The sequence below is a fragment of the Brevibacterium sp. S22 genome (genome assembly GCF_004745485.1).
Classification (GTDB): domain Bacteria; phylum Actinomycetota; class Actinomycetes; order Actinomycetales; family Brevibacteriaceae; genus Brevibacterium.
This window is the reverse complement of sequence record NZ_RHFG01000001.1, coordinates 335,541-353,087: the sequence shown is the minus strand read 5'-3', so window position 1 is coordinate 353,087 and position 17,547 is coordinate 335,541. Positions and strand designations below refer to the sequence as shown.

The following is a 17,547-nucleotide window of genomic DNA, read 5'->3' as shown; positions in this document are numbered from 1 at the left end:
GGCTGCTCAGCTTGCGACAACCGTCGGCACTGCAGCGACCACCCAGGCCAGCCCCGGACCGATGAGACACATGAGACCGGCGTAGCCGATCATCTGTTTGTAGTAGCGGTCACGAATGCTCGGATGAACATTGGCCAGGAGCATCGCACCGTTGGTCGAGAACGGACTGATGTCGACGATGGTTGCGGCGATCGCCAGGGCGGCGACGAACCCGCCGATATGCACGTCGCCGGATTCGAGGAACGGCACGGCAAGAGCGATGACGACTCCGATGATCGCCAGCGACGACGCCAGAGCCGAAATCAGACCTGACATGTAGAACAGCAGCAGTGCGGCCAAGAGGGGCACGCCGATCGCCGAGATGCCGGCGGACACCCATTCGACGGTTCCGGCCTCCTGCAGCACTGCGATGTAGGTGAGCACACCGCAGATGAGGATGACGATCGACCACGAGACTTTCGACATCGCAGCTCTGCCCGCGGCCGGATCGATGGCGGCGAGCACGACCGAGATCGTAATGGTCACAAGTCCCACGTCCCAGCTGAAAACGATCACAGCGAGCGCCATTGCGATGAGCCCGATCAGAGTCGGGATCTGTGAGTGTGTCAGTCGAATGGTCGTTCCGCCCTCGGCAGCCGACTCGGATGGTGCGAGTGCGTCGTCGGCGTCCGCACGCAGACCCGGCCTGTGCCGGAGGACGAGCCAGACGACGACAGCGAAGACGATATTGAAGACGAGCGGGGCCAGGAACAGGCTCAGAGGTGTGGGGGTGAGGCCGTTCTTCTCCAGATAGTCATTGATGAAGATGCCATAGACGCTGATCGGGGAGAAGGCACCGGCCAATGCCCCGTGCACGACGAGCAGGCCGACCATGAACTGATTGATCCGATGCCGGCGTGCGAACGACAGTGCCAGCGGAGCGATGATAGCGACCGCGAAGAGCGCCCCCAGGGAGATGAGGATCGCTGTCAGTGCGAAGAAGATCCAGGGCATGAGCCCGATCCGCCCGCCGACGAGCTTGACGCACCACTGGACGATCACCTCGATCACCCCGTTGTTCTGGGCGAAGCTGAAGAGGTAGGTCAGGCCGACGAGCGTGAGGAAGAGGTCGACGGGAAATCCCGCAAGGAACTCTTCCGGCGCCTGGTGCAGGACGAGGCCGCCGACACCGGCAGCGGCAATGAAGCCGAGCAGACCCATATTGATGTCGCGCCAGGTTCCGATGACGAACATCAGGCCGAGGACGACTACGCAGATCAGTTCTGCACTCATGAGCTCAGATTCTCCTTTGCTCCACACAACCAGTCGGGTTTGGTCGGCTGCCAGGGCACGCGACTCAAGCTAGCGCATGCCACCTGCAGGGATGCGCCGCATTCGACATATGAACTGGTCACGTCTCTTGCCGTGGGGAAACGGCTCCGGACTGGCCAATCCGTATAGTTCAGCGTCCAATTCGTCCACCGCGGATAGTGCGGCTGGCCACAGACTCGTTAATGTGTCATTCAGCCTCAATCTGTCGCTTGCGAGCTCATTGTCTCTGCAGGCGGCATCGTCCACCTCTCAGCCTGCGAAAGGTCACCGGCGACCATGGATGAATCCACACCGAGCACAACCGACACCGAGGAGGCCGCGCAGTGAATTGGTACCGCCGTCTCGAACAGCGCTTGGAATCCGGTCACGACTCCGGAGTCATCCGCGGCACCTTGAGCGGGGGACGGATGTTCATGATCTGGCTCGCCGCGAACCTCGTCGTCACGACCCTGCTGACCGGGACTCTGTTCGTCCCCGGCGTCGACTTCACGGCTGCGGTCATCGTCATCGTCGTCGGCACCGTCATCGGCACCATCGTGCTCACACTCATCGGCAACATCGGCACCCGCACTGGTCTGGCGACCATGGCCATCACTCGCGGTGCCTTCGGCGCCAAGGGCAGCTTTCTGCCGGTCGCCGCCAACGTCATCATCCTCATGGGCTGGAGCTGGGTGCAGGCCATGCTGGCGGGAATCAGCGTCAACTACGTGGTCGCCCAGACGACGGGGTTCTCCAACCCGATCCTCTTCTCCGTGCTCTGCCAAGCGCTCGTCGTTGGATTGGCGATCCTCGGCCATGAGGGGATCGAGAAGGCAGAACCCTGGTTCGCTCTTCTCATCCTGCTGGTCATGGCGTCTGTCTTCGTCATCGCCTTCACCGGTCACTCACCGGGCGAATACGCGGGCATCGAGCGCCGGCCGGAGCTGGGGTTCACTCCGGTCCTCGCACTCGACATCGTCATCTCCACAGCTGTCTCCTGGACGGTCCTCTCCGGTGACCTCAATCGGTTGGCCGGCACCCAGAGGGCTGGAATCCTCGGTTCGGGGCTGGGCTATCTGACCTCGACAGTGCTGGCGATGCTGCTGGGTCTGACTGCGTTCAGCTTCATCCTGCTCGACGGGGGAGACCCGGCCGAATTCGACCCGACTGCTTTGGCCGCCGAATTCGGGTGGGCGCTGGCCATCGTCATCTTCCTCTCCGTCATGGCCACGAACACGATGGTCGTCTACGGAATGGTCAACTCCGTCGTCGGCGCGCAGAGCCGGACGAAGCTGAAGTTCCTGCCGACGGCTCTCATCCTCGGCGCGATCTCGATCATCGGCTCGACCTGGCTGGCCCTGCTGGACCAGTACACCGACTTCCTGGTGATGATCGGCGCCTTCTTCGTCCCCGTCTTCGCTATCCTCATCGTCGACTACTACATCATCAAACGCCGCGCCTACTCTCCCGACATCCTCAGGGATTCCGGCGGCGTCTACTCCTACACTCGCGGAATCAATTGGATGGCCGTCGGCGTGTGGGTCTTCGGGGCGCTGGTCTCCTATGTGCTCACCTATGCCTATCCGAGCCCGATCGGAGCGACGATTCCGTCCTTCGCCATCTCCTTCGTGCTCTACCTCGCACTGTCCTGGGGCGGCCGCAAGAAGTTTGCGGGAACAGAGCATGCGCACCTGGCGGAAGGGATCCGCGGAAGCTGAACAGGGCACTCCTGGTTCCGGCCCGTGCGCTGACCACCATGTGCCGCTCCCAGGTGATGTGGCAGTCCACACGCTATGATCGCAACGGTCGGCCGGAATCGCAGAAGGGAACCCGGTGTCTGTGATTGTCACGAAAGTCTTTGACAGGTTCATGCCGCCGAACCGTCGACTCAATCCCGAGGCTCTGGCCTGGGCAGCGGTGATCGTTCTCGCCATCGTCATGCTGGCGGTGGAATCGTCGATCGCCGTCTCGGTCAACGAGGCTCCCGTCGCATTGGCTTTCGTCGTCACCATCGTCCACGTCGGGTCCATGCCGCTGTCCATGCTGCGCCCGCTCTTCGGTACGCTGATGTCGATCGCCGCCTGCACGGTGCTGCCGGTGTTGGGGCCCCTCGTGTCCGGGGTGCCGTGGCCGTGGATGGTTCCGATGATGATCACTCAGATCGTCATCATCCTCATCATCGGACTCCGCGCCCACTGGGGCGTGGCCCTGGCTGGCCTGCTCGGCAGCATCGCGGGCTCGGCCACCGCGGTGCTCATCACTCATCTCTTCGTCGTGGACACCCGCACCGATGGTGCTGTCGTCAACATCCTCATCTACTCCTGCATCGCCGGCGGCGTCTACCTCGCAGCAGTCATCATCCAGCAGTGGCAGCTCATCCGCTCCCAACTGGTTCAGGAGAAGGAGAACACTGCGGAGGAGCACTCCAAGCGAGTGACCATCGAGGAGAAAGCCCGCATCGCCCGCGAACTCCACGACATCGTCGCCCACAGCATGTCGATCATCAACATCCAGGCCTCCAGTGCACCATTGCGTCATGCCGGAATCGACTCCGAGGTGGCCAAAGAGTTCGAAGACATCTCCACATCCGCCCGCACCGCGTTGACAGAGATGCGCGGACTGCTCAGCGTCCTGCGCAACGATGAAGGCGGAGGCGAACTGGCGCCGCAGCCGAACTTCTCCGAGATCGACCCGCTCATCGACAAGGCCCGACAGGCAGGTGTGCAGGTCACCGTGGAACGCAGCGGCGAACCGATCGACCGCCTCATGCGCGACAGCACCGGACTCGCCGGCTACCGAATCATCCAAGAAGCCCTGAGCAATGCCATCCGCCACGCCCGCAACTCCGCCATCGCCATCCGCATCCGCGGTGGCGGCTCAGCCGTCTGGATCACCGTCACCAACGACCACGGCGACGGCGCCAGCGAAGCGACGAAGCACGACAGACACAGCGGACAAGGGCTGATCGGAATGCGTGAACGAGCAGCCTCAGTGGGTGGGGAGATCCGCAGCGGAGCCACCGTCGACGGAGGCTTCGAAGTCGAAGCAGTGCTGCCGTTGGTGCCCCACGAAACGCGCGCCGACAACAGCGATGGATCGGTTGCGGACAACGCGGACAAGGAGACCCCATGATCAGGATCGTCATCGCTGATGACCAGACGATGGTGCGCGCCGGCTTCGCCGCACTGCTGAGCGCCCATGCCGATATCGAGGTCATCGGACAGGCAGAAGACGGTGCACAATGCGTGGACCTCGTCTCCGACCTCCGCCCCGACATCGTCCTCATGGACGTGCGGATGCCGCTGATGGACGGAATCGAAGCGACCCGCACGATCGTCGCCGCGAATGCCGAGACCCGGATCATCATGCTCACCACCTTCGATATCGACGACTATGTCTTCGACGCCATCCGCGCCGGGGCCAGCGGGTTCCTCCTCAAAGACGCCCCACCCGATGACCTCGCCGAGGCGGTCCGCGTCGTCGCCGCAGGCGAAGCCCTCCTGGCCCCGAGCGTGACCAAACGGGTCATCGAACACTTCGCCACCGGCGGGCAGCAGCCCAACCGCATGGCCCTGCCCGAACTCACCGACCGGGAGCGTGAAATCCTCATCCGAGTCGCCCGCGGAGCTTCGAATACCGAGATCGCAGCGAACCTGCACATCGCAGTGCAGACCGTGAAGACCCACGTCTCTCGGATTCTGTACAAACTCGATGCCCGTGACCGCGCTCAAGCTGTCATCGCCGCCTACGAATCCGGTCTCATCATCCCCACCAGCTGAGGGTGCATATTCGCCCTCACCTCCACCCCCTACCCGAGTAGGGGGTGCAGAACGGCTCCCAGGGGTGACGAAAATCCGGCCCGACAACCATACGGTGGGAACCATGAACCCGTCTGACCTCATGACCTCCGAGCCGTCCACCTCAGCTCCGACCGCTCTGTCGACTCCGGCACCTGATCGGGAGACCCGGGCCGCAGTGCTCGAACGCAGGAGGGCCAGACGGGGAACCGCCGAACAGGAATTCACCAGCGACTTCAGCGCGCTGATGGCTCAGGTCAAAGAAGCGGGTCTGCTGGCCAGGCGCCCGGGCTGGAACACGATGCGCTTCGTGCTCCTCGGGCTCGGATACGTCGCGTCCTTCGCAATGCTCTTCCTCATCGGTGAGAGCTGGTGGCAGATGGCGACCGCAGTCGTCTTCGGCGCACTGTTCACCCAGACCGCCTATGTCGCCCACGACGCAGCCCACCGCCAGATCTTCACCAACGGAAAGACAGGGGAGTGGGTGTCGACGATCATCGGCAACCTCTTCATCGGACTGAGCTACGGATGGTGGCTGAAGAAGCACAATGCGCTGCACCACGCCAACCCGAACAAGGCCGGGGTCGACGGAGACATCGCTCCCGGCGCCCTGGTCTTCGTCGCCGAGGACGCTCGGCAGCGCACTGGGCTCGCCAAATGGTTCGCCGCGCGTCAGGGTTGGTTCTTCCTGCCCCTGCTGACCTTGGCCGGTCTGCAGCTGCACGTCGAATCCGTCAAGGCAATCGTCCGGGGACAGTCGTCGATCAAACGCCGTTGGATCGAAGGCGTGTTCATCGGAATCCGCATCATCGGGTTCCCTGCGCTCGCCATCTGGGCGGCCGGCCCCCTCATCGGCAGCGTCTTCTTCCTCGTCCAGCTCGCCGTCTTCGGTGTGCACATGGGCGGTTCCTTCGCTCCCAATCACAAGGGACAGCCGATCGTTCCCAAGGATGTGAAGATCGACTTCCTGCGTCGCCAGACGCTGATGTCACGCAATATCTCCGGCGGTCGTTTCATGGGATTCCTCATGGGCGGGCTCAACTACCAGATCGAACACCACCTGTTCCCCAGCATGCCGAGTGTCAACCTGCACCGGGTGCAGCCGATGGTCCGCGAATACTGCCGCCAGAAGGACATCACCTACACCGAGACGACTCTGCTCGAGTCCTATACGATCATCATCCGCTACCTCAACCGGGTGGGCCTCGGCGAAGCCGATCCCTTCGACTGCCCGGTCACCGCGCAGTTCCGGTCCCGCTGAATGGGGCACCACCTCGGTGCGGCTGGGCACCCCCACAGCGAGGCGGCACTCATCAGCTCGCATTGACTCCGACGCGATCATCGGTCGCCTTCATGTGAGATCGTCATGGACGCCTGAGACCCACTGTGCGTAGCGTTCGGCCGACGTCTGCACGGCGTCATAGGCACCGTCGGAGATCTGCTGACCGAAATTGCCGTACATCCGATCGAAATTGAGATCGGAGACCGCGGAGGCGATGCGTCTGACGACGGCGGCCGACAACGGCAGATAGTTCGGGAAGCTGCGCATGAACGTCACCCACCCCGACCGGGGCACCGGACCGATGGAGTCGCCGCTGAGCATGACCCCGGTGCCGTCGGCGCCCGTCCACACCGCCACCGCACTGCCCGGGAAATGGCCGCCGGTGCGTCGGAGCCGCACTCCCGGCACCGGCACCGCCTCGTGGAAATAGGGGCAGATGGCTGGCCCGGTCCGCTGCACCCAATCGAGATCGGCCCGGCATACGAAGACGGGAGCATCGTCGAAGGCGGCACTCCACTCCATCTGGGTGCCGAACATATGCGGGTGGCTGGCGGCGATCGCCGCAATTCCGCCGAGGTCTCGGACCGCTGCGACCGCCTCGGCGTCGATGTAGGCGGGCACGTCGAAGAGGACATTGCCGGAATCGGTGCACATCAGATAGCAGGTCTGCCCGATCCCGAACTTCGGTTCGACGCGGAGGGCGAAGAGACCCGGTTCGCGTTCCGTGGTGGTGAGGCGGTGGCCCTCGGATTCGAGTTCCGCCCGAGTCGTCCACGCCTGACCGGAGGCAGGGACCCACTGCCGGTCATCCTCGCAGATCGGACACAGCTTAGGCGGCGGTGTCGTCGTTTCCACTCCGCAGGTGCGGCAGATCGTCACATCGTCGAATGCCACGGTGGATTCCTCCTCGGCCTCGGTCTCGGAAACCACTGACCCCCACCGACCCTAGTCTTCGTGAGAAACGATGACCAGGGGCGATGGGAGTCAGTTGGGGAAGGTGCGCCGGGCAGGGGAGGGCGAACCGGGTAGGGGGAAGGGTCAGTGCGCGGCTGCTCGCTTCTTCCGGTGGGCCAGGACATGGCCGATGAGAATGAGCGCGATGCCGAGGGCGAACCAGCCGACGAGCACCCACCACTGGGTGGCCATCGCAGCGTCCGGGAAGTACGAAAGGTCACGCAGGAGTGTGCCTGCCGCTCCCGGGACGAAGAACTGACCGATGTCGCCCCAAGAACCTGCGAGGAACTCCTTCGGCTGCTGCAGAGAGGAGATCGGGTTGCCGATGAACATCGTGAGGATCGCGCCGATGGCGATGCCGCTTGAGCCCAGGAGCGAGACGAAGCCGTTGATGAGCGCCGCGGTGGAGGCGACCGCGAGGCCGGCGGCGAGCACATTGAGTCCGAAGTTGCCCTGCAGGATGCCGAACCAGGACTGGAGGATGAGGGTGAGGGCGAGGCCGCCGACGGCCCCGTAGACGACCACAGCGACCGCTCGCATCCGGCGGGAGTGAACGAGCATGCTGGTGAGGACACCGCCGATGATGCCACCGATGGTCAGCGGGAGTCCGGCGATCGCGAGGCCCGCACCCGTGGAGTCATCGTCGGAGAGGGGAGCGACGTCGGTGACCTTGATCTGAGGCACCTCTGTCGCCGAGACGTCCTGTCCATCGCCGGCCGCCGGCGGGGCCTGCCCTGCTCCCGGCTGACCTGTTGCCGGTGCCTGCGATGCGGCTTTCAGCGCCCCCTGCAGCTTGTCGAGTCCGTCCTGCATGCCGGAGATCGCCTGCTTGTCGATCTGCTGCTGCATCTGCGCGGCCATCGACCGCAGCTGCTGGGCGACTGCAGGCGAGGCGGCCGAGGACACGAGGATCTCGGGCTCGTCACCGAGGACCAGTGCGCCATAGACGTCACGGTGTTTGATCATGTCCACGGCATCGGCACGCGAGTCGGCGTCCTTGAGGTCGAGCATGCCGTCGGGGGCATTGTCGACGACCTGGTCGATCTGCTTCTCATCGCCGACGGCCGCGATGGGCAGGTCCTTCGGGTCGGCCGTCACGGTCGGCCAACTGAAGGCAAGGAGGATGGCGCTGACGATCGCCGCCGCGAAGACGGCTATGCCGATGGCGCGGCCGACGCTGTGCCGTGGCAGTTTGTCGTCCGACGGAGTTGCGGGATCTCCGGAACCCTGCGACGAAGCGGACTGCTCTTTCCCGGCGGACCGAGCGCCTGCGCCCGTCGGAGTTGCCGCCGGGTTCGCCCCTGTCGTCGAGCTGCTGAGGATCCTCGTGCTCATGTCTGTCCAATCATCGAAAACGAATGCTCGTTCATTATGAAACCGTGGACTAGGATATATCAAGAATGGTCATTCGTTTTATAGGAGAGACGTGCCGAAGGTCACTGAAGAGCACAGGCAGGCGATGCGTCGCAGGATCCAGGACGCCGCACTGGCCTGCTTCGCCCGTAAGGGTTTCACCGGCGCGTCGATGGCCGAGATCGTCAAGGAAGCCGATCTGTCGGCCGGTGCCGTCTACGTCTATTACGCCTCCAAGGGCGATCTGATGATCGATGTCGCTCGCAGAGTGATGGAACCGCGCATCGCGGTCCTGCAGACGGCGCAGTCGGAAGGCGAGGTGACGGAGCCTCACGTGGTGTTCGTCGAGCTCCTCGATTCTCTGCTCGTCGATAACCCGTTCTCCTCGGTTCTGGTGCAGGTCTGGGGCGAAGCGTCGTATGACGAAGAGTTCGCGAGCTTCGTCGGCACGATCTTCGAAGCACTGCTCGAAGAGTTCACCGAGTACCTCGCCAGCTACCTGCGCGAGCAGCGAGGGATTGAACCCGAATCCGCACGGGCACAGGCCGCTGCCCTGGTGCCGGCGATTCTTGCCATGCTCCAAGGCGCCGTCGTCCAAGCGACGGTCTTCGGGGACTCCTCACGGCAGCGCGTCCGGGCCGGCATCGAAGGCCTGCTTTCCAGGCTCGCGCTCTGAGCCCGCTGCGGCGAGTCGGTGCTCTGAACCCGCTGCGGCGCGTCGGTCAGACCGAATCACCGTCATCGTCGAAGGAATGGACGCGGTCCTCGCGCATGCTCACCGTCCCGACGCCGGGCAGATCCATCAGTGGTGCGACGAGGAGGTGCAGCGGTCGCTTGCCCTCGAACTTCACGTCGATCTGGACCATGCGTTTGCCGTCGTCATCTTCGAAGCGTCGAGAATCGACGATGGAGTTCGAGAACCCCATGCGACTGGCCAGCGCGAGGATGTCTCGGAGGACCCCGGACCCGTCCTGGTAGACGATGCGCAGCAGTTTGCGATGGTCGCTGTTGGGGATCCTGCGGATCAGCGGTGCGATGACGAAGAGCGTGAACAGGTGGAGTGCGGTGAGGACGGTCGCCAGCGAGAGCATGCCCGCTCCGCAGGCCATGCCGACCGCGGCGGTGACCCAGATCGTTGCGGCCGTCGTCAGCCCGCGGACCATGTTGCGGCCCTTGAAGATGACACCGGCACCGAGAAAGCCGATGCCCGAGACGATCTGGGCGGAGATTCGCGAGGGATCGAGGCGGACGTCATTGTCGAGCACGGCGGCGAAACCGTATGCCGAGATCAGGGTGAAGGCGCAGGTGCCGATGCCCACGAGCACATGGGTGCGATAGCCCGCGGCCTTCTGCCGAAACTGGCGCTCGAAGCCGATGAGCGAACAGAGCACGAAGCTGGCCAGCAGGAGCCCAGCCTCGAGCACGCTGGTGCTGCTGAACATGCCGTCGAGCGAGACAGGGGAACCGTCCATAGTCACTCACCATAGCCCCAGACCCCGACGGAAAAAAGCGCCCCATTACTACCTGACGGCGGCTCTGCAACCTGGCGCCAGGTTGCAGAGCCGCCGTCAGGTAGCAAATTGGGGGCGGAGGTCAGACCGTTGAGGGGATCATACCGTCCTCGGGGTCGCGGCTGCGGGTCAGACCGTCACCGGCGGTCGGCGCTCTGCGGACGGAATCCTCGCCGTCGAATTCGTCAACGACGACGGAGCTCTGCACCGTTTGGTGCGAATCGTGGTTGTGCGATGAACCGTCGTCGACCACCTCGTCGTCGGTGTTGGGCGACATCCCCAGCGCCAGTGCCCGCTTGCGCTGTTCCTTGGCGATCTCATGTTCGCGTTCGAGATGCAGATTGCCGAAGTCGTGGGCCGTGCGCGGCGGTTTGATCCCATCGATGAGGAAGACCAGCGCGAGCGAGACCAGACCCCACAGGCCGAGCACCTGCAGATGTTCGGTGACGACATCGCCATCGAAGTAGAGGATCGAGCGGATCGTCTCGACCGAGGCCGCCATCGGCAGGAAGTCGTGCAGAGTGGCGAAGAACTTCGGCACCATGTACTGCGAGAGCGCGCCGTTCGACGACGGCACACCGGCGAACATGAGCGTACCGATGACCGGGATGATCGCGAACATGCCCAAGAGTCTTTCGAAGACCATGGCGAACATGGAGATGCAGGCGATCGCGAGTGTTCCAGCACCCCACAGCGCCGCGAAGTGCCCGTCGACGGCGCCGGTGATCGGTCCCGCGATGGTTGCGACGACCAAGGACATGAACGGTGCATATGCGAGGATGATCGGCATCATCCGTTTCAGCGGCCGGGTCCACGGGTTGGCGTTGGCGGCGACGATGATGACCATGAAGCCGGCGAGGATCCAGCCCATCGCCACGTACATCACGACTACGCCGTTCTTGTCCCGGTCGGGGAGGGGTTTGAGGTCGTCGACGGTGAGTTCAGAGTCCTGTGCCTGTGCCACCTGCTCGAAGACCTGCACGGCCACACGGTAGGAGGCGTTGTTGCCGGCCTGATTGGCCAGGAGCTCGAAGTCCGGGTTCTTCTCGCTGGGCAGCACAAGGGCGGCGACCTCATCGCGGTTCTCAACGAGGCGCTCTGCCTCATCCTTGTCATCGAGTGCGGTGAACTCGAACATGCCGTCCATCTGCTCATCGAGTTGCTTGATCGTGTCCTCGGCCTGCTCGGACGAGGCTCCGACGACGGCCACGGGCATATCCTTCGGCGTCGGCGAATGCATGGCTCCGAGCATGAATGTGATCATCATCGTCACCATCGCCAGCGGGAAGAGCGTCAGCGAGACGTAGCGGATCAGCTTCGAATCCGGCCTCCGGCCGCCGTGGATCGCAGCCACATTGACGTCCAGGGGTACCGGGTGGGAATTGCGCCGTGCGTAGAAGAAGTCGTAGATCTTCGTCAGCAGCAGGCCGGCCACCGCGCCGAGGGCGAGGACGAGCAGGTGGCCGGTGACCCCGTTGCCGTCGAAGTAGAGGACCGAACGCATTGACTCGCCGATGGCCGGCATCGGGAGGAACTCGTGGAGGAAGCGGAAGAATTTCGGCATGTTGTAGACCGGTATCGCCATGTTCGATGACGGCATTCCGAGGACCATGAGGAAGAGGATGCCGACGATGACGCCCAGGGCGCCGACGAGGCGGGTGATGAAGAGCTGCACGGAGGAGATGGCGAAGACGCCTAGCCAGGCGATGCCGAGCACCGCCACCGTGTCCTTGACGTCGACGACGTCAAGGATCGGGCAGGCCACGGTCCAGACGAGGCCGGCGATGGCTGCCGCCCAGCCGGCGAGGATCGGCACGATGCGTTTGAACTTCAGCAGCTCGGGTGAATTCGACCGCAGCACGCTGAAGGGCATGTAGCCAGCCATGACTATGGACGTCATGAGGAACATCGCCGCCATGCCCGAGGGGTCGTTGTCCGGCAGCGGGACGATGTCGTCGGTGGTGATCTTGAGTCCCTCATCCTGGAGGGCCGGGGTGATCAGCTGTTCGACGGTGGTCGACTGCTGGGCGCCTGCTCCGCTGGCGGTGACGATCGTAGCAGTGTCACCTTCGACGATGACTGCCGCCGAGGCTTCCCGATCGTAGACCTTCTCCTTGGCGGAGTAGGCATCGTCGGCGACGTCGATATCGAAAGCGCCGGGTTCGGAGCCGTTGATGGCGAACCTCGCATCGTCGGCCTTCTCCGATGAGCCCGACACGACGATGGGCATGTCATTGGGTGCGGGGGAGTGCATGGTCCCCAGATAGCTCGTGATCATCATGCCCACGAAGATGAGCGGCATGACGAAGATCGCGACGGTACGTCCGATCATCTCGGCCTTGGCACGTTTGGCCTCAGCCTGATCGTCGGCGGTTGCGATCGGCCCCGTATCGGAGTCGGCAGCAGGGTGCTCGGACTCGAGGGCCTCTTTTCTCGTGCGTGGTTGACGGTCGGACATGGTCTTCCTCCTGTAGTGCCGGAAGTCGTGTGATCCTCGTCGACCACGATGAACTTTCCCAGTTTAAGACAGGTGACTTAAAATCGTAAAATCGAGAACTTGTGATTTCTACAGCGAATGGAAAGATGAGGGGATGATGACCCAGAGTGACCGGGCACGCGACGCGCTGCTCGATGCCGCCGAAGAGCTGTTCGCGCGCAATGGGATCGATGCGGTATCGAATCGGCGCATCGTCGAACATGCCGGAGCTGCGAACCATTCGGCGATCGCCTACCATTTCGGAGGCCGTGACGGGTTGCTGCGCTCACTGGTCGAACGGCATCAGGACGAAATGTCCCGGCGCAGGAATGAGTTGATGGAACAGCTGGGCGAATCGCCGAACATTCATGAGCTCGTCACGGCCCGCCTGCGCCCGCTCATCGAACTGCTCGACAGTCTTCCGAGGCCGAGCTGGAGGGCGCAGTTCATGTCCCAGATCTCGGCAGTCCCATCCGCCGTCGAGGTGGCCAAAGAGGTGGTCAGGGACATTGACTTGCCCGATGATCTGCGCTTCATCAACGGTGCGATCGACGGGATCCCCGAAGGCGTACTGCGCGGCCGAGCATATCTGCTGGGGAGCATGGTCGTCGGCGTCTGTGCCGACCAGGAGGCGAAGATGAACGAGGATGCCAATAAGGGCAGTTGGGAGCAGGTCGGACGCTTCCTCATCGATGCCGCAGCGGGGATGCTCGGCGCACCTGTGACCGACCCGGACGGCGCCGTGCGCTATCCGAACGTCCCGATGCTCTGATCCGGGTCACAGGCGGTGCCGGCTCGAGGCACAAGCAACCTTGCCCCGAGCCGGAGCGATTCCGAGCCAGGGCTTCGAATCACTTTTGCTACCTGACGGGGGCTCTGCAACCTGGCGCCAGGTTGCAGAGCCCCCGTCAGGTAGCAAATTGGGGGTTTGGGGTCAGCTGCAGCCCTCAGGGCCGCAGACCGCGCCCTCGGCGTAATCCTCTGCCGAGTCATTTCCGGTTGCCTGCGGAGCGCCGGCGAGCACGGTGAGCTTCTGCCCTTCGTCCCAGGCCGTCTCGAGAGCCTGGGCGAAGACCTCCGCCGGCTGTGCCCCGGAGATGCCGTACTTGCGGTCAATGACGAAGAACGGAACGCCGTTGGCGCCGAGCGAGCGGGCCTCACTGATATCGGCCCGCACCTCGTCCGCGTACTCATCGGTTGCGAGAACCCGTCGGACCTCATCGGGGTCGAGGCCGATCTCGCGGCCCACCTCGGCGAGGTAGCCGATGTCCCCGATGTCGCGGCCCTTCTCGAAATGGCCCGACAGCAGCGCTTCCTTCGCTTCCGACATGAGCCCGTGAGTCTTGGCGAAGTGGAGGAGACGGTGGGCTGTGAAGCTGTTGGCCACGACGATCGAGTCGAAGTCGTAGTGCAGGCCGACTTCAGAGGCCTGCTGCGTGACATGGTCGAACATCTGCCGCACCTGTGCGGCGGGCATGCCCTTCATCTGGCTGAGGTGTTCGGTCTCGGTGCCGTCGAAGTGATCGGGCAGGTTCGGGTCGAGCTGGAAGCTGCGCCAGGCGACTTCGACGGAGTCCTTGTGGGCGTAAGCGTCGAGGGCCGTTTCGAAACGACGTTTTCCGATATAGCACCAGGGGCAGGCGATGTCCGACCAGATCTCAATCTTCATGACAGAAGCAACCGCGCGCGAGTCACCCGTATTCCCGCCGCTCGTGGGAGCCCGCGGACTATTCCACCGTCTTCGCGATCTGCGGGACCATCTCGTCGAGCGCGTACTGGAGGCTGAGGATTGTTCCCCAGCTGAAGGCCCCGGAGAGCACCTCGTCTTCGACCCAGAGGACATGGTCGTCGGTGACGACGGGCAGATCCCGGTAGAGGCCGAGGCCCTCAACGGTCTTCTTCGCGTCGGGGCTGAATCCGGCGTTCCAGACGAGCAGGTCCTTCGAGAGCTCATCGATGCGCTCATCAGGGACGTAGACCTCGCCTGCGTCGTTGGGCTCGAACTCCGCGATGGACTTCGGCACGTCGAATCCGAGCTGGGAGAAGAACTGCGCCCGCACGTCGTTGCCCGTCCGGACAACGGATTCGCCGGCGTCGAAGCGTTCGGCGACGACAGCCTTCTTGCCCTTGAACTCGGGGTGGTCGGATGCGGCGTCGGCGAATGATTTCTCGAGGTCGTCGACGAGGTCGAGTGCCTCGTCCTCGCGTCCCAGCGCTTCGCCGGTGGCGCGAGTCGCCTCCTGCCAGGTGATCGAGAAGTTCGTGTACTCCTTGTCGGGGACGACGACGGGAGCGATTTCTGAGAGCTGCTGATACTGCTCCTCCGTGGTGCCGTTGTACAGCGAGATGATGAGGTCGGGTTCGAGTTCGGCGATCTCCTCGACCGGCGGGTGATCATCGTTGCGCTCCCCGCCGTTGAGGACCGTCGGCTTCGCATCTCCGAGTTCGTCCTGTGCCCAGGGCCAGGTTGCGTAGTCGTAATCTCCCCACCAGGGAGCGACGGCAATCGGGGCGACGCCGAGAGCGAGCAGGGGATCCTGATCCGATAGGCCAAGGGTGACGATCTTCTTCGGTTCGCTCTCGATCGTCGTCGTGCCGTAGGCGTGATCGATGGTGACCGGGAATGAGCCGTCCTCGGGTCCGGATGTTCCTCCGGCATCCTCTTGGTCGGCAGGCGCCGAGGAACAGGCAGTCAAGGCAACGGCGGTGACAAGGGCGACAAACGGCATGACCGATCGCAGTCGGCGGCTCAGGGGCATGGGTGCTCGATTCTCATCGGGGCGATATCGGGACGGTGCCGGGCCGGCACTCGAGGTAAGGCTAACCTTTGTCATTGGCGATGTTCTACTCTGATCAGATGACACAAATGATGTTCAAGTGACACTAGGGTGTCGTCTGTGACGAATCGGAAGGCGGGGATTGACGTAATGGCAGCCGCTGAAGGCGAGACTATGGTTTTCAATGACGCTGAAGTGACAACGGCGACTTTCTCCGCTGCCGAACACTGGGGCGAGTCGTTCGCTCCGCACAGCCACGAAGGCGACCAGCTCTACTGGTTCCCCGGGGGTGCGATGGAAGTCGTCATCGGCGAGCATCGCTGGTTGGTTCACGAGGACACCCTGCTCTGGATCCCCGCGGGCGTCGTGCATTCGAGCCGACTGCTCGGCCCCGGCGCGACGGTGAGTGTCTATCTCAGCCCGGTGCTCCGTCCTGCTGGCGAGCGCTGGATGCGTCCTCGCGCGATTGCGCTCGACCCGCTTGTCGGAGCGATCATGCGTCATCTTCCCGGGCGCGCTCTGAGTCCTCATCGTCGTGCGTCGTGCTGTCGGCTCCTTCTTGATCTCCTCGACGAGGCGGAGGATCGCGATACTACTCTCCCCTTGCCGATTCACCCTGCTGCGCGGGCCGTCGCTGATTCCCTCATCGCCGACCCGGATCTGCCTACGCAGCTGAGCGAATGGGCCGCACTTCACGGGGTGAGTGCTCGCACCCTCGCGCGGGCGTTCGAGTCCCAGACCGGACATGGATTCGCCCGATGGCGGACCAAGACCCGGCTGCTCTCGTCGCTCACGAGGCTTATGGAGGGCGAACCCGTTCATCGCGTGGGCGTGGCGGTGGGTTATGCGACGTCCGGCGGATTCATCGACGCATTTCGGAAGGAATTCGGCACTACGCCCGCCGAGTACGTCCGTCTGCATCGACCGTGAGCGAGCTGTCGTCGGTCTGTGGCTTCGCAGTCAGCGGCCCTCCGGTGCGTCGGCGGGGAACCGCCTAGAAGAGCGGTCGCTGCGCGGGCGGAACGAGGTCGACGGGAAGCGGCGCCTGCGACGGTGCCAGGGGAGCCTGGTGTCGTCGACCTTGCCGTCGAGTGGTCGCGGGGTAGTCATCATCGCTGCGTCCGCGCAGCCCATAGCCGTCGATGAGCGGGTTGATGCGCTCACCCAGCCAGCGACGATAGTCCTTCGAGGCATACGACGAGGTCGCATACATGCGGCGGTAGCGGGGGAGGAGCTCAGGGTGTTCGCGCTCCAACCAGGAGAAGAACCACTCCCGTGCTCCCGGGCGCAGGTGCAGCGCGCCGTAGACGACGCGTGCGGCACCGGCATCCTTGATTGCCCGCAGCGCGGAGTGGAGGTGGTCGCGGGAATCGGTGAGCTTGGGCATGATCGGCATCATGAAGACCGTGACGTCGAAGCCGAGTTCGACAGCGGCCCGAACGGTCGCGAGTCGGGCCGCAGTGGTGGGAGTGCCCGGCTCGAGGCTCTGCTGGAGCTCGTCATCGTGGACGGCGATCGACATGCTGAGCTCCACTGGGACGTCCTCAGCCACACGGGCCAGAAGCGGCAGATCCCGTCGCAGCAGCGTGCCCTTGGTGAGGACCGACATCGGGGTGCTGTGCTCGGCGAGGGCCGAGATGATGCCGGGCATGAGCGCGTACCTGCCTTCGGCGCGCTGGTAGGGGTCGGTGTTCGTGCCGAGCGCGACGAGCTCGCGCGACCATTTCGGCTTGGCAACCTCGGCGGCGACCACCTCGGGGGTGTTGATCTTGACGATGACCTGCCGGTCGAAGTCCTCGCCGGAATCGAGGTCGAGATAGCGGTGGGTGCTCCTGGCGAAGCAGTACACGCAGGCGTGGGTGCACCCGCGATACGGATTGATCGTCCAGGTGAACGGCATCGAACTGGCCGCCGGAACCCGATTGAGGGCGGACTTCGCGAGCACCTCGTGGAACGTGACGCCTGAGAATTCGGGAGTGCGGACGGTGCGGACGAGTCCTCTGACGCCGAAGAGTTCCGGTGTCGTCTCTGCGCTGGCTCCGGCAGGTGCGTCTAGGGCGTCGCCGCCCGGAGCGGCGGCCGTGAGTTCGTTCCACCTCATGGCTCA

15 protein-coding genes are annotated in these 17,547 nt (G+C 63.9%); 7 read left to right on the top strand and 8 right to left on the bottom strand.

The features are described 5' to 3' along the window. Window positions 1-6 precede the first annotated feature (6 nt). Window positions 7-1,272: an SLC13 family permease gene (locus EB835_RS01770; protein ID WP_135807758.1), complete on the bottom strand. Its 1,266-nt coding sequence runs from the start codon at window positions 1,270-1,272 to the stop codon at window positions 7-9. Window positions 1,273-1,634: 362 nt separating this feature from the next. Here EB835_RS01770 and EB835_RS01765 point away from each other — a divergent pair, with 362 nt between their 5' ends. The 4 genes from EB835_RS01765 to EB835_RS01750 all read left to right on the top strand — a co-directional run bounded on the left by EB835_RS01765 (window position 1,635) and on the right by EB835_RS01750 (window position 6,348). Next, window positions 1,635-3,008 carry a purine-cytosine permease family protein gene (locus tag EB835_RS01765; protein ID WP_240688484.1) on the top strand — a complete coding sequence of 458 codons (1,374 nt, stop codon included), beginning with the start codon at window positions 1,635-1,637 and terminating at the stop codon, window positions 3,006-3,008. Between the two features lie 151 nt (window positions 3,009-3,159). Continuing rightward, entirely contained in the window at window positions 3,160-4,422 is a 1,263-nt protein-coding gene (locus EB835_RS01760; RefSeq protein WP_135807757.1) for a sensor histidine kinase, read from the top strand. Continuing rightward, the gene (locus tag EB835_RS01755) at window positions 4,419-5,069 is read left to right on the top strand and encodes a response regulator (RefSeq protein ID WP_135807756.1); all 651 of its coding nucleotides are present in this window, start codon (window positions 4,419-4,421) and stop codon (window positions 5,067-5,069) included. The genes EB835_RS01760 and EB835_RS01755 overlap by 4 nt, the downstream gene beginning before the upstream one ends. A 103-nt stretch (window positions 5,070-5,172) precedes the next feature. Beyond that, window positions 5,173-6,348 (top strand): fatty acid desaturase family protein, encoded by a 1,176-nt coding sequence (locus tag EB835_RS01750; protein WP_240688483.1) that lies wholly within the window; start codon window positions 5,173-5,175, stop codon window positions 6,346-6,348. 90 nt (window positions 6,349-6,438) lie between these two features. On the opposite strand, the gene EB835_RS01745 is transcribed toward EB835_RS01750, so the two are convergent. Then, a complete protein-coding gene (locus EB835_RS01745; protein WP_240688482.1) occupies window positions 6,439-7,299 on the bottom strand; it encodes an MBL fold metallo-hydrolase in 861 nt (286 codons plus the stop codon). Window positions 7,300-7,407: 108 nt separating this feature from the next. Then, window positions 7,408-8,658: an ABC transporter permease gene (locus EB835_RS01740; RefSeq protein WP_135807755.1), complete on the bottom strand. Its 1,251-nt coding sequence runs from the start codon at window positions 8,656-8,658 to the stop codon at window positions 7,408-7,410. Between the two features lie 91 nt (window positions 8,659-8,749). On the opposite strand from EB835_RS01740, the gene EB835_RS01735 reads away from it, so the two are divergent. Next, on the top strand, window positions 8,750-9,352 hold the full coding sequence (locus tag EB835_RS01735; protein WP_135807754.1) for a TetR/AcrR family transcriptional regulator: 603 nt from the start codon (window positions 8,750-8,752) through the stop codon (window positions 9,350-9,352). 46 nt (window positions 9,353-9,398) lie between these two features. Here EB835_RS01735 and EB835_RS01730 read toward each other — a convergent pair whose 3' ends face one another. Together EB835_RS01730 and EB835_RS01725 are read right to left on the bottom strand one after the other, a co-directional pair. Continuing rightward, window positions 9,399-10,148, bottom strand: a complete 750-nt coding sequence (locus EB835_RS01730) for an MgtC/SapB family protein (protein ID WP_240688480.1) — start codon at window positions 10,146-10,148, stop codon at window positions 9,399-9,401. 121 nt (window positions 10,149-10,269) lie between these two features. Next, window positions 10,270-12,645 (bottom strand): ABC transporter permease, encoded by a 2,376-nt coding sequence (locus EB835_RS01725; protein WP_168216594.1) that lies wholly within the window; start codon window positions 12,643-12,645, stop codon window positions 10,270-10,272. A 136-nt stretch (window positions 12,646-12,781) separates the two neighbouring features. On the opposite strand from EB835_RS01725, the gene EB835_RS01720 reads away from it, so the two are divergent. Next, on the top strand, window positions 12,782-13,435 hold the full coding sequence (locus tag EB835_RS01720; RefSeq protein WP_168216593.1) for a TetR/AcrR family transcriptional regulator: 654 nt from the start codon (window positions 12,782-12,784) through the stop codon (window positions 13,433-13,435). 162 nt (window positions 13,436-13,597) lie between these two features. Here the strand turns inward: EB835_RS01720 and EB835_RS01715 are convergent, their stop codons facing one another. Further along, window positions 13,598-14,332 carry a DsbA family oxidoreductase gene (locus EB835_RS01715; RefSeq protein ID WP_135807752.1) on the bottom strand — a complete coding sequence of 245 codons (735 nt, stop codon included), beginning with the start codon at window positions 14,330-14,332 and terminating at the stop codon, window positions 13,598-13,600. A 58-nt stretch (window positions 14,333-14,390) separates the two neighbouring features. After that, complete coding sequence (locus EB835_RS01710; protein ID WP_168216592.1) at window positions 14,391-15,422, bottom strand: ABC transporter substrate-binding protein; 1,032 nt, start codon at window positions 15,420-15,422, stop codon at window positions 14,391-14,393. 192 nt (window positions 15,423-15,614) lie between these two features. On the opposite strand from EB835_RS01710, the gene EB835_RS01705 reads away from it, so the two are divergent. Further along, on the top strand, window positions 15,615-16,370 hold the full coding sequence (locus EB835_RS01705; protein WP_168216591.1) for a helix-turn-helix transcriptional regulator: 756 nt from the start codon (window positions 15,615-15,617) through the stop codon (window positions 16,368-16,370). Window positions 16,371-16,434: 64 nt separating this feature from the next. Here the strand turns inward: EB835_RS01705 and EB835_RS01700 are convergent, their stop codons facing one another. Next, window positions 16,435-17,541: an Rv2578c family radical SAM protein gene (locus EB835_RS01700; RefSeq protein ID WP_135807749.1), complete on the bottom strand. Its 1,107-nt coding sequence runs from the start codon at window positions 17,539-17,541 to the stop codon at window positions 16,435-16,437. Between the last annotated feature and the right edge of the window lie 6 nt (window positions 17,542-17,547).

Bases quoted from the DNA above. Each gene is read 5' to 3' on its own strand.
- EB835_RS01715 (WP_135807752.1), bottom strand. From the start codon at position 14,332: ATGAAGATTGAGATCTGGTCGGACATCGCCTGCCCCTGGTGCTATATC.
- EB835_RS01700 (WP_135807749.1), bottom strand. From the start codon at position 17,541: ATGAGGTGGAACGAACTCACGGCCGCCGCTCCGGGCGGCGACGCCCTA.
- EB835_RS01720 (WP_168216593.1), top strand. From the start codon at position 12,782: ATGACCCAGAGTGACCGGGCACGCGACGCGCTGCTCGATGCCGCCGAA.
- EB835_RS01710 (WP_168216592.1), bottom strand. From the start codon at position 15,422: ATGCCCCTGAGCCGCCGACTGCGATCGGTCATGCCGTTTGTCGCCCTT.
- EB835_RS01730 (WP_240688480.1), bottom strand. From the start codon at position 10,148: ATGGACGGTTCCCCTGTCTCGCTCGACGGCATGTTCAGCAGCACCAGC.
- EB835_RS01755 (WP_135807756.1), top strand. From the start codon at position 4,419: ATGATCAGGATCGTCATCGCTGATGACCAGACGATGGTGCGCGCCGGC.
- EB835_RS01725 (WP_168216594.1), bottom strand. From the start codon at position 12,645: ATGTCCGACCGTCAACCACGCACGAGAAAAGAGGCCCTCGAGTCCGAG.
- EB835_RS01740 (WP_135807755.1), bottom strand. From the start codon at position 8,658: ATGAGCACGAGGATCCTCAGCAGCTCGACGACAGGGGCGAACCCGGCG.
- EB835_RS01750 (WP_240688483.1), top strand. From the start codon at position 5,173: ATGAACCCGTCTGACCTCATGACCTCCGAGCCGTCCACCTCAGCTCCG.
- EB835_RS01760 (WP_135807757.1), top strand. From the start codon at position 3,160: ATGCCGCCGAACCGTCGACTCAATCCCGAGGCTCTGGCCTGGGCAGCG.
- EB835_RS01705 (WP_168216591.1), top strand. From the start codon at position 15,615: ATGGTTTTCAATGACGCTGAAGTGACAACGGCGACTTTCTCCGCTGCC.
- EB835_RS01770 (WP_135807758.1), bottom strand. From the start codon at position 1,272: ATGAGTGCAGAACTGATCTGCGTAGTCGTCCTCGGCCTGATGTTCGTC.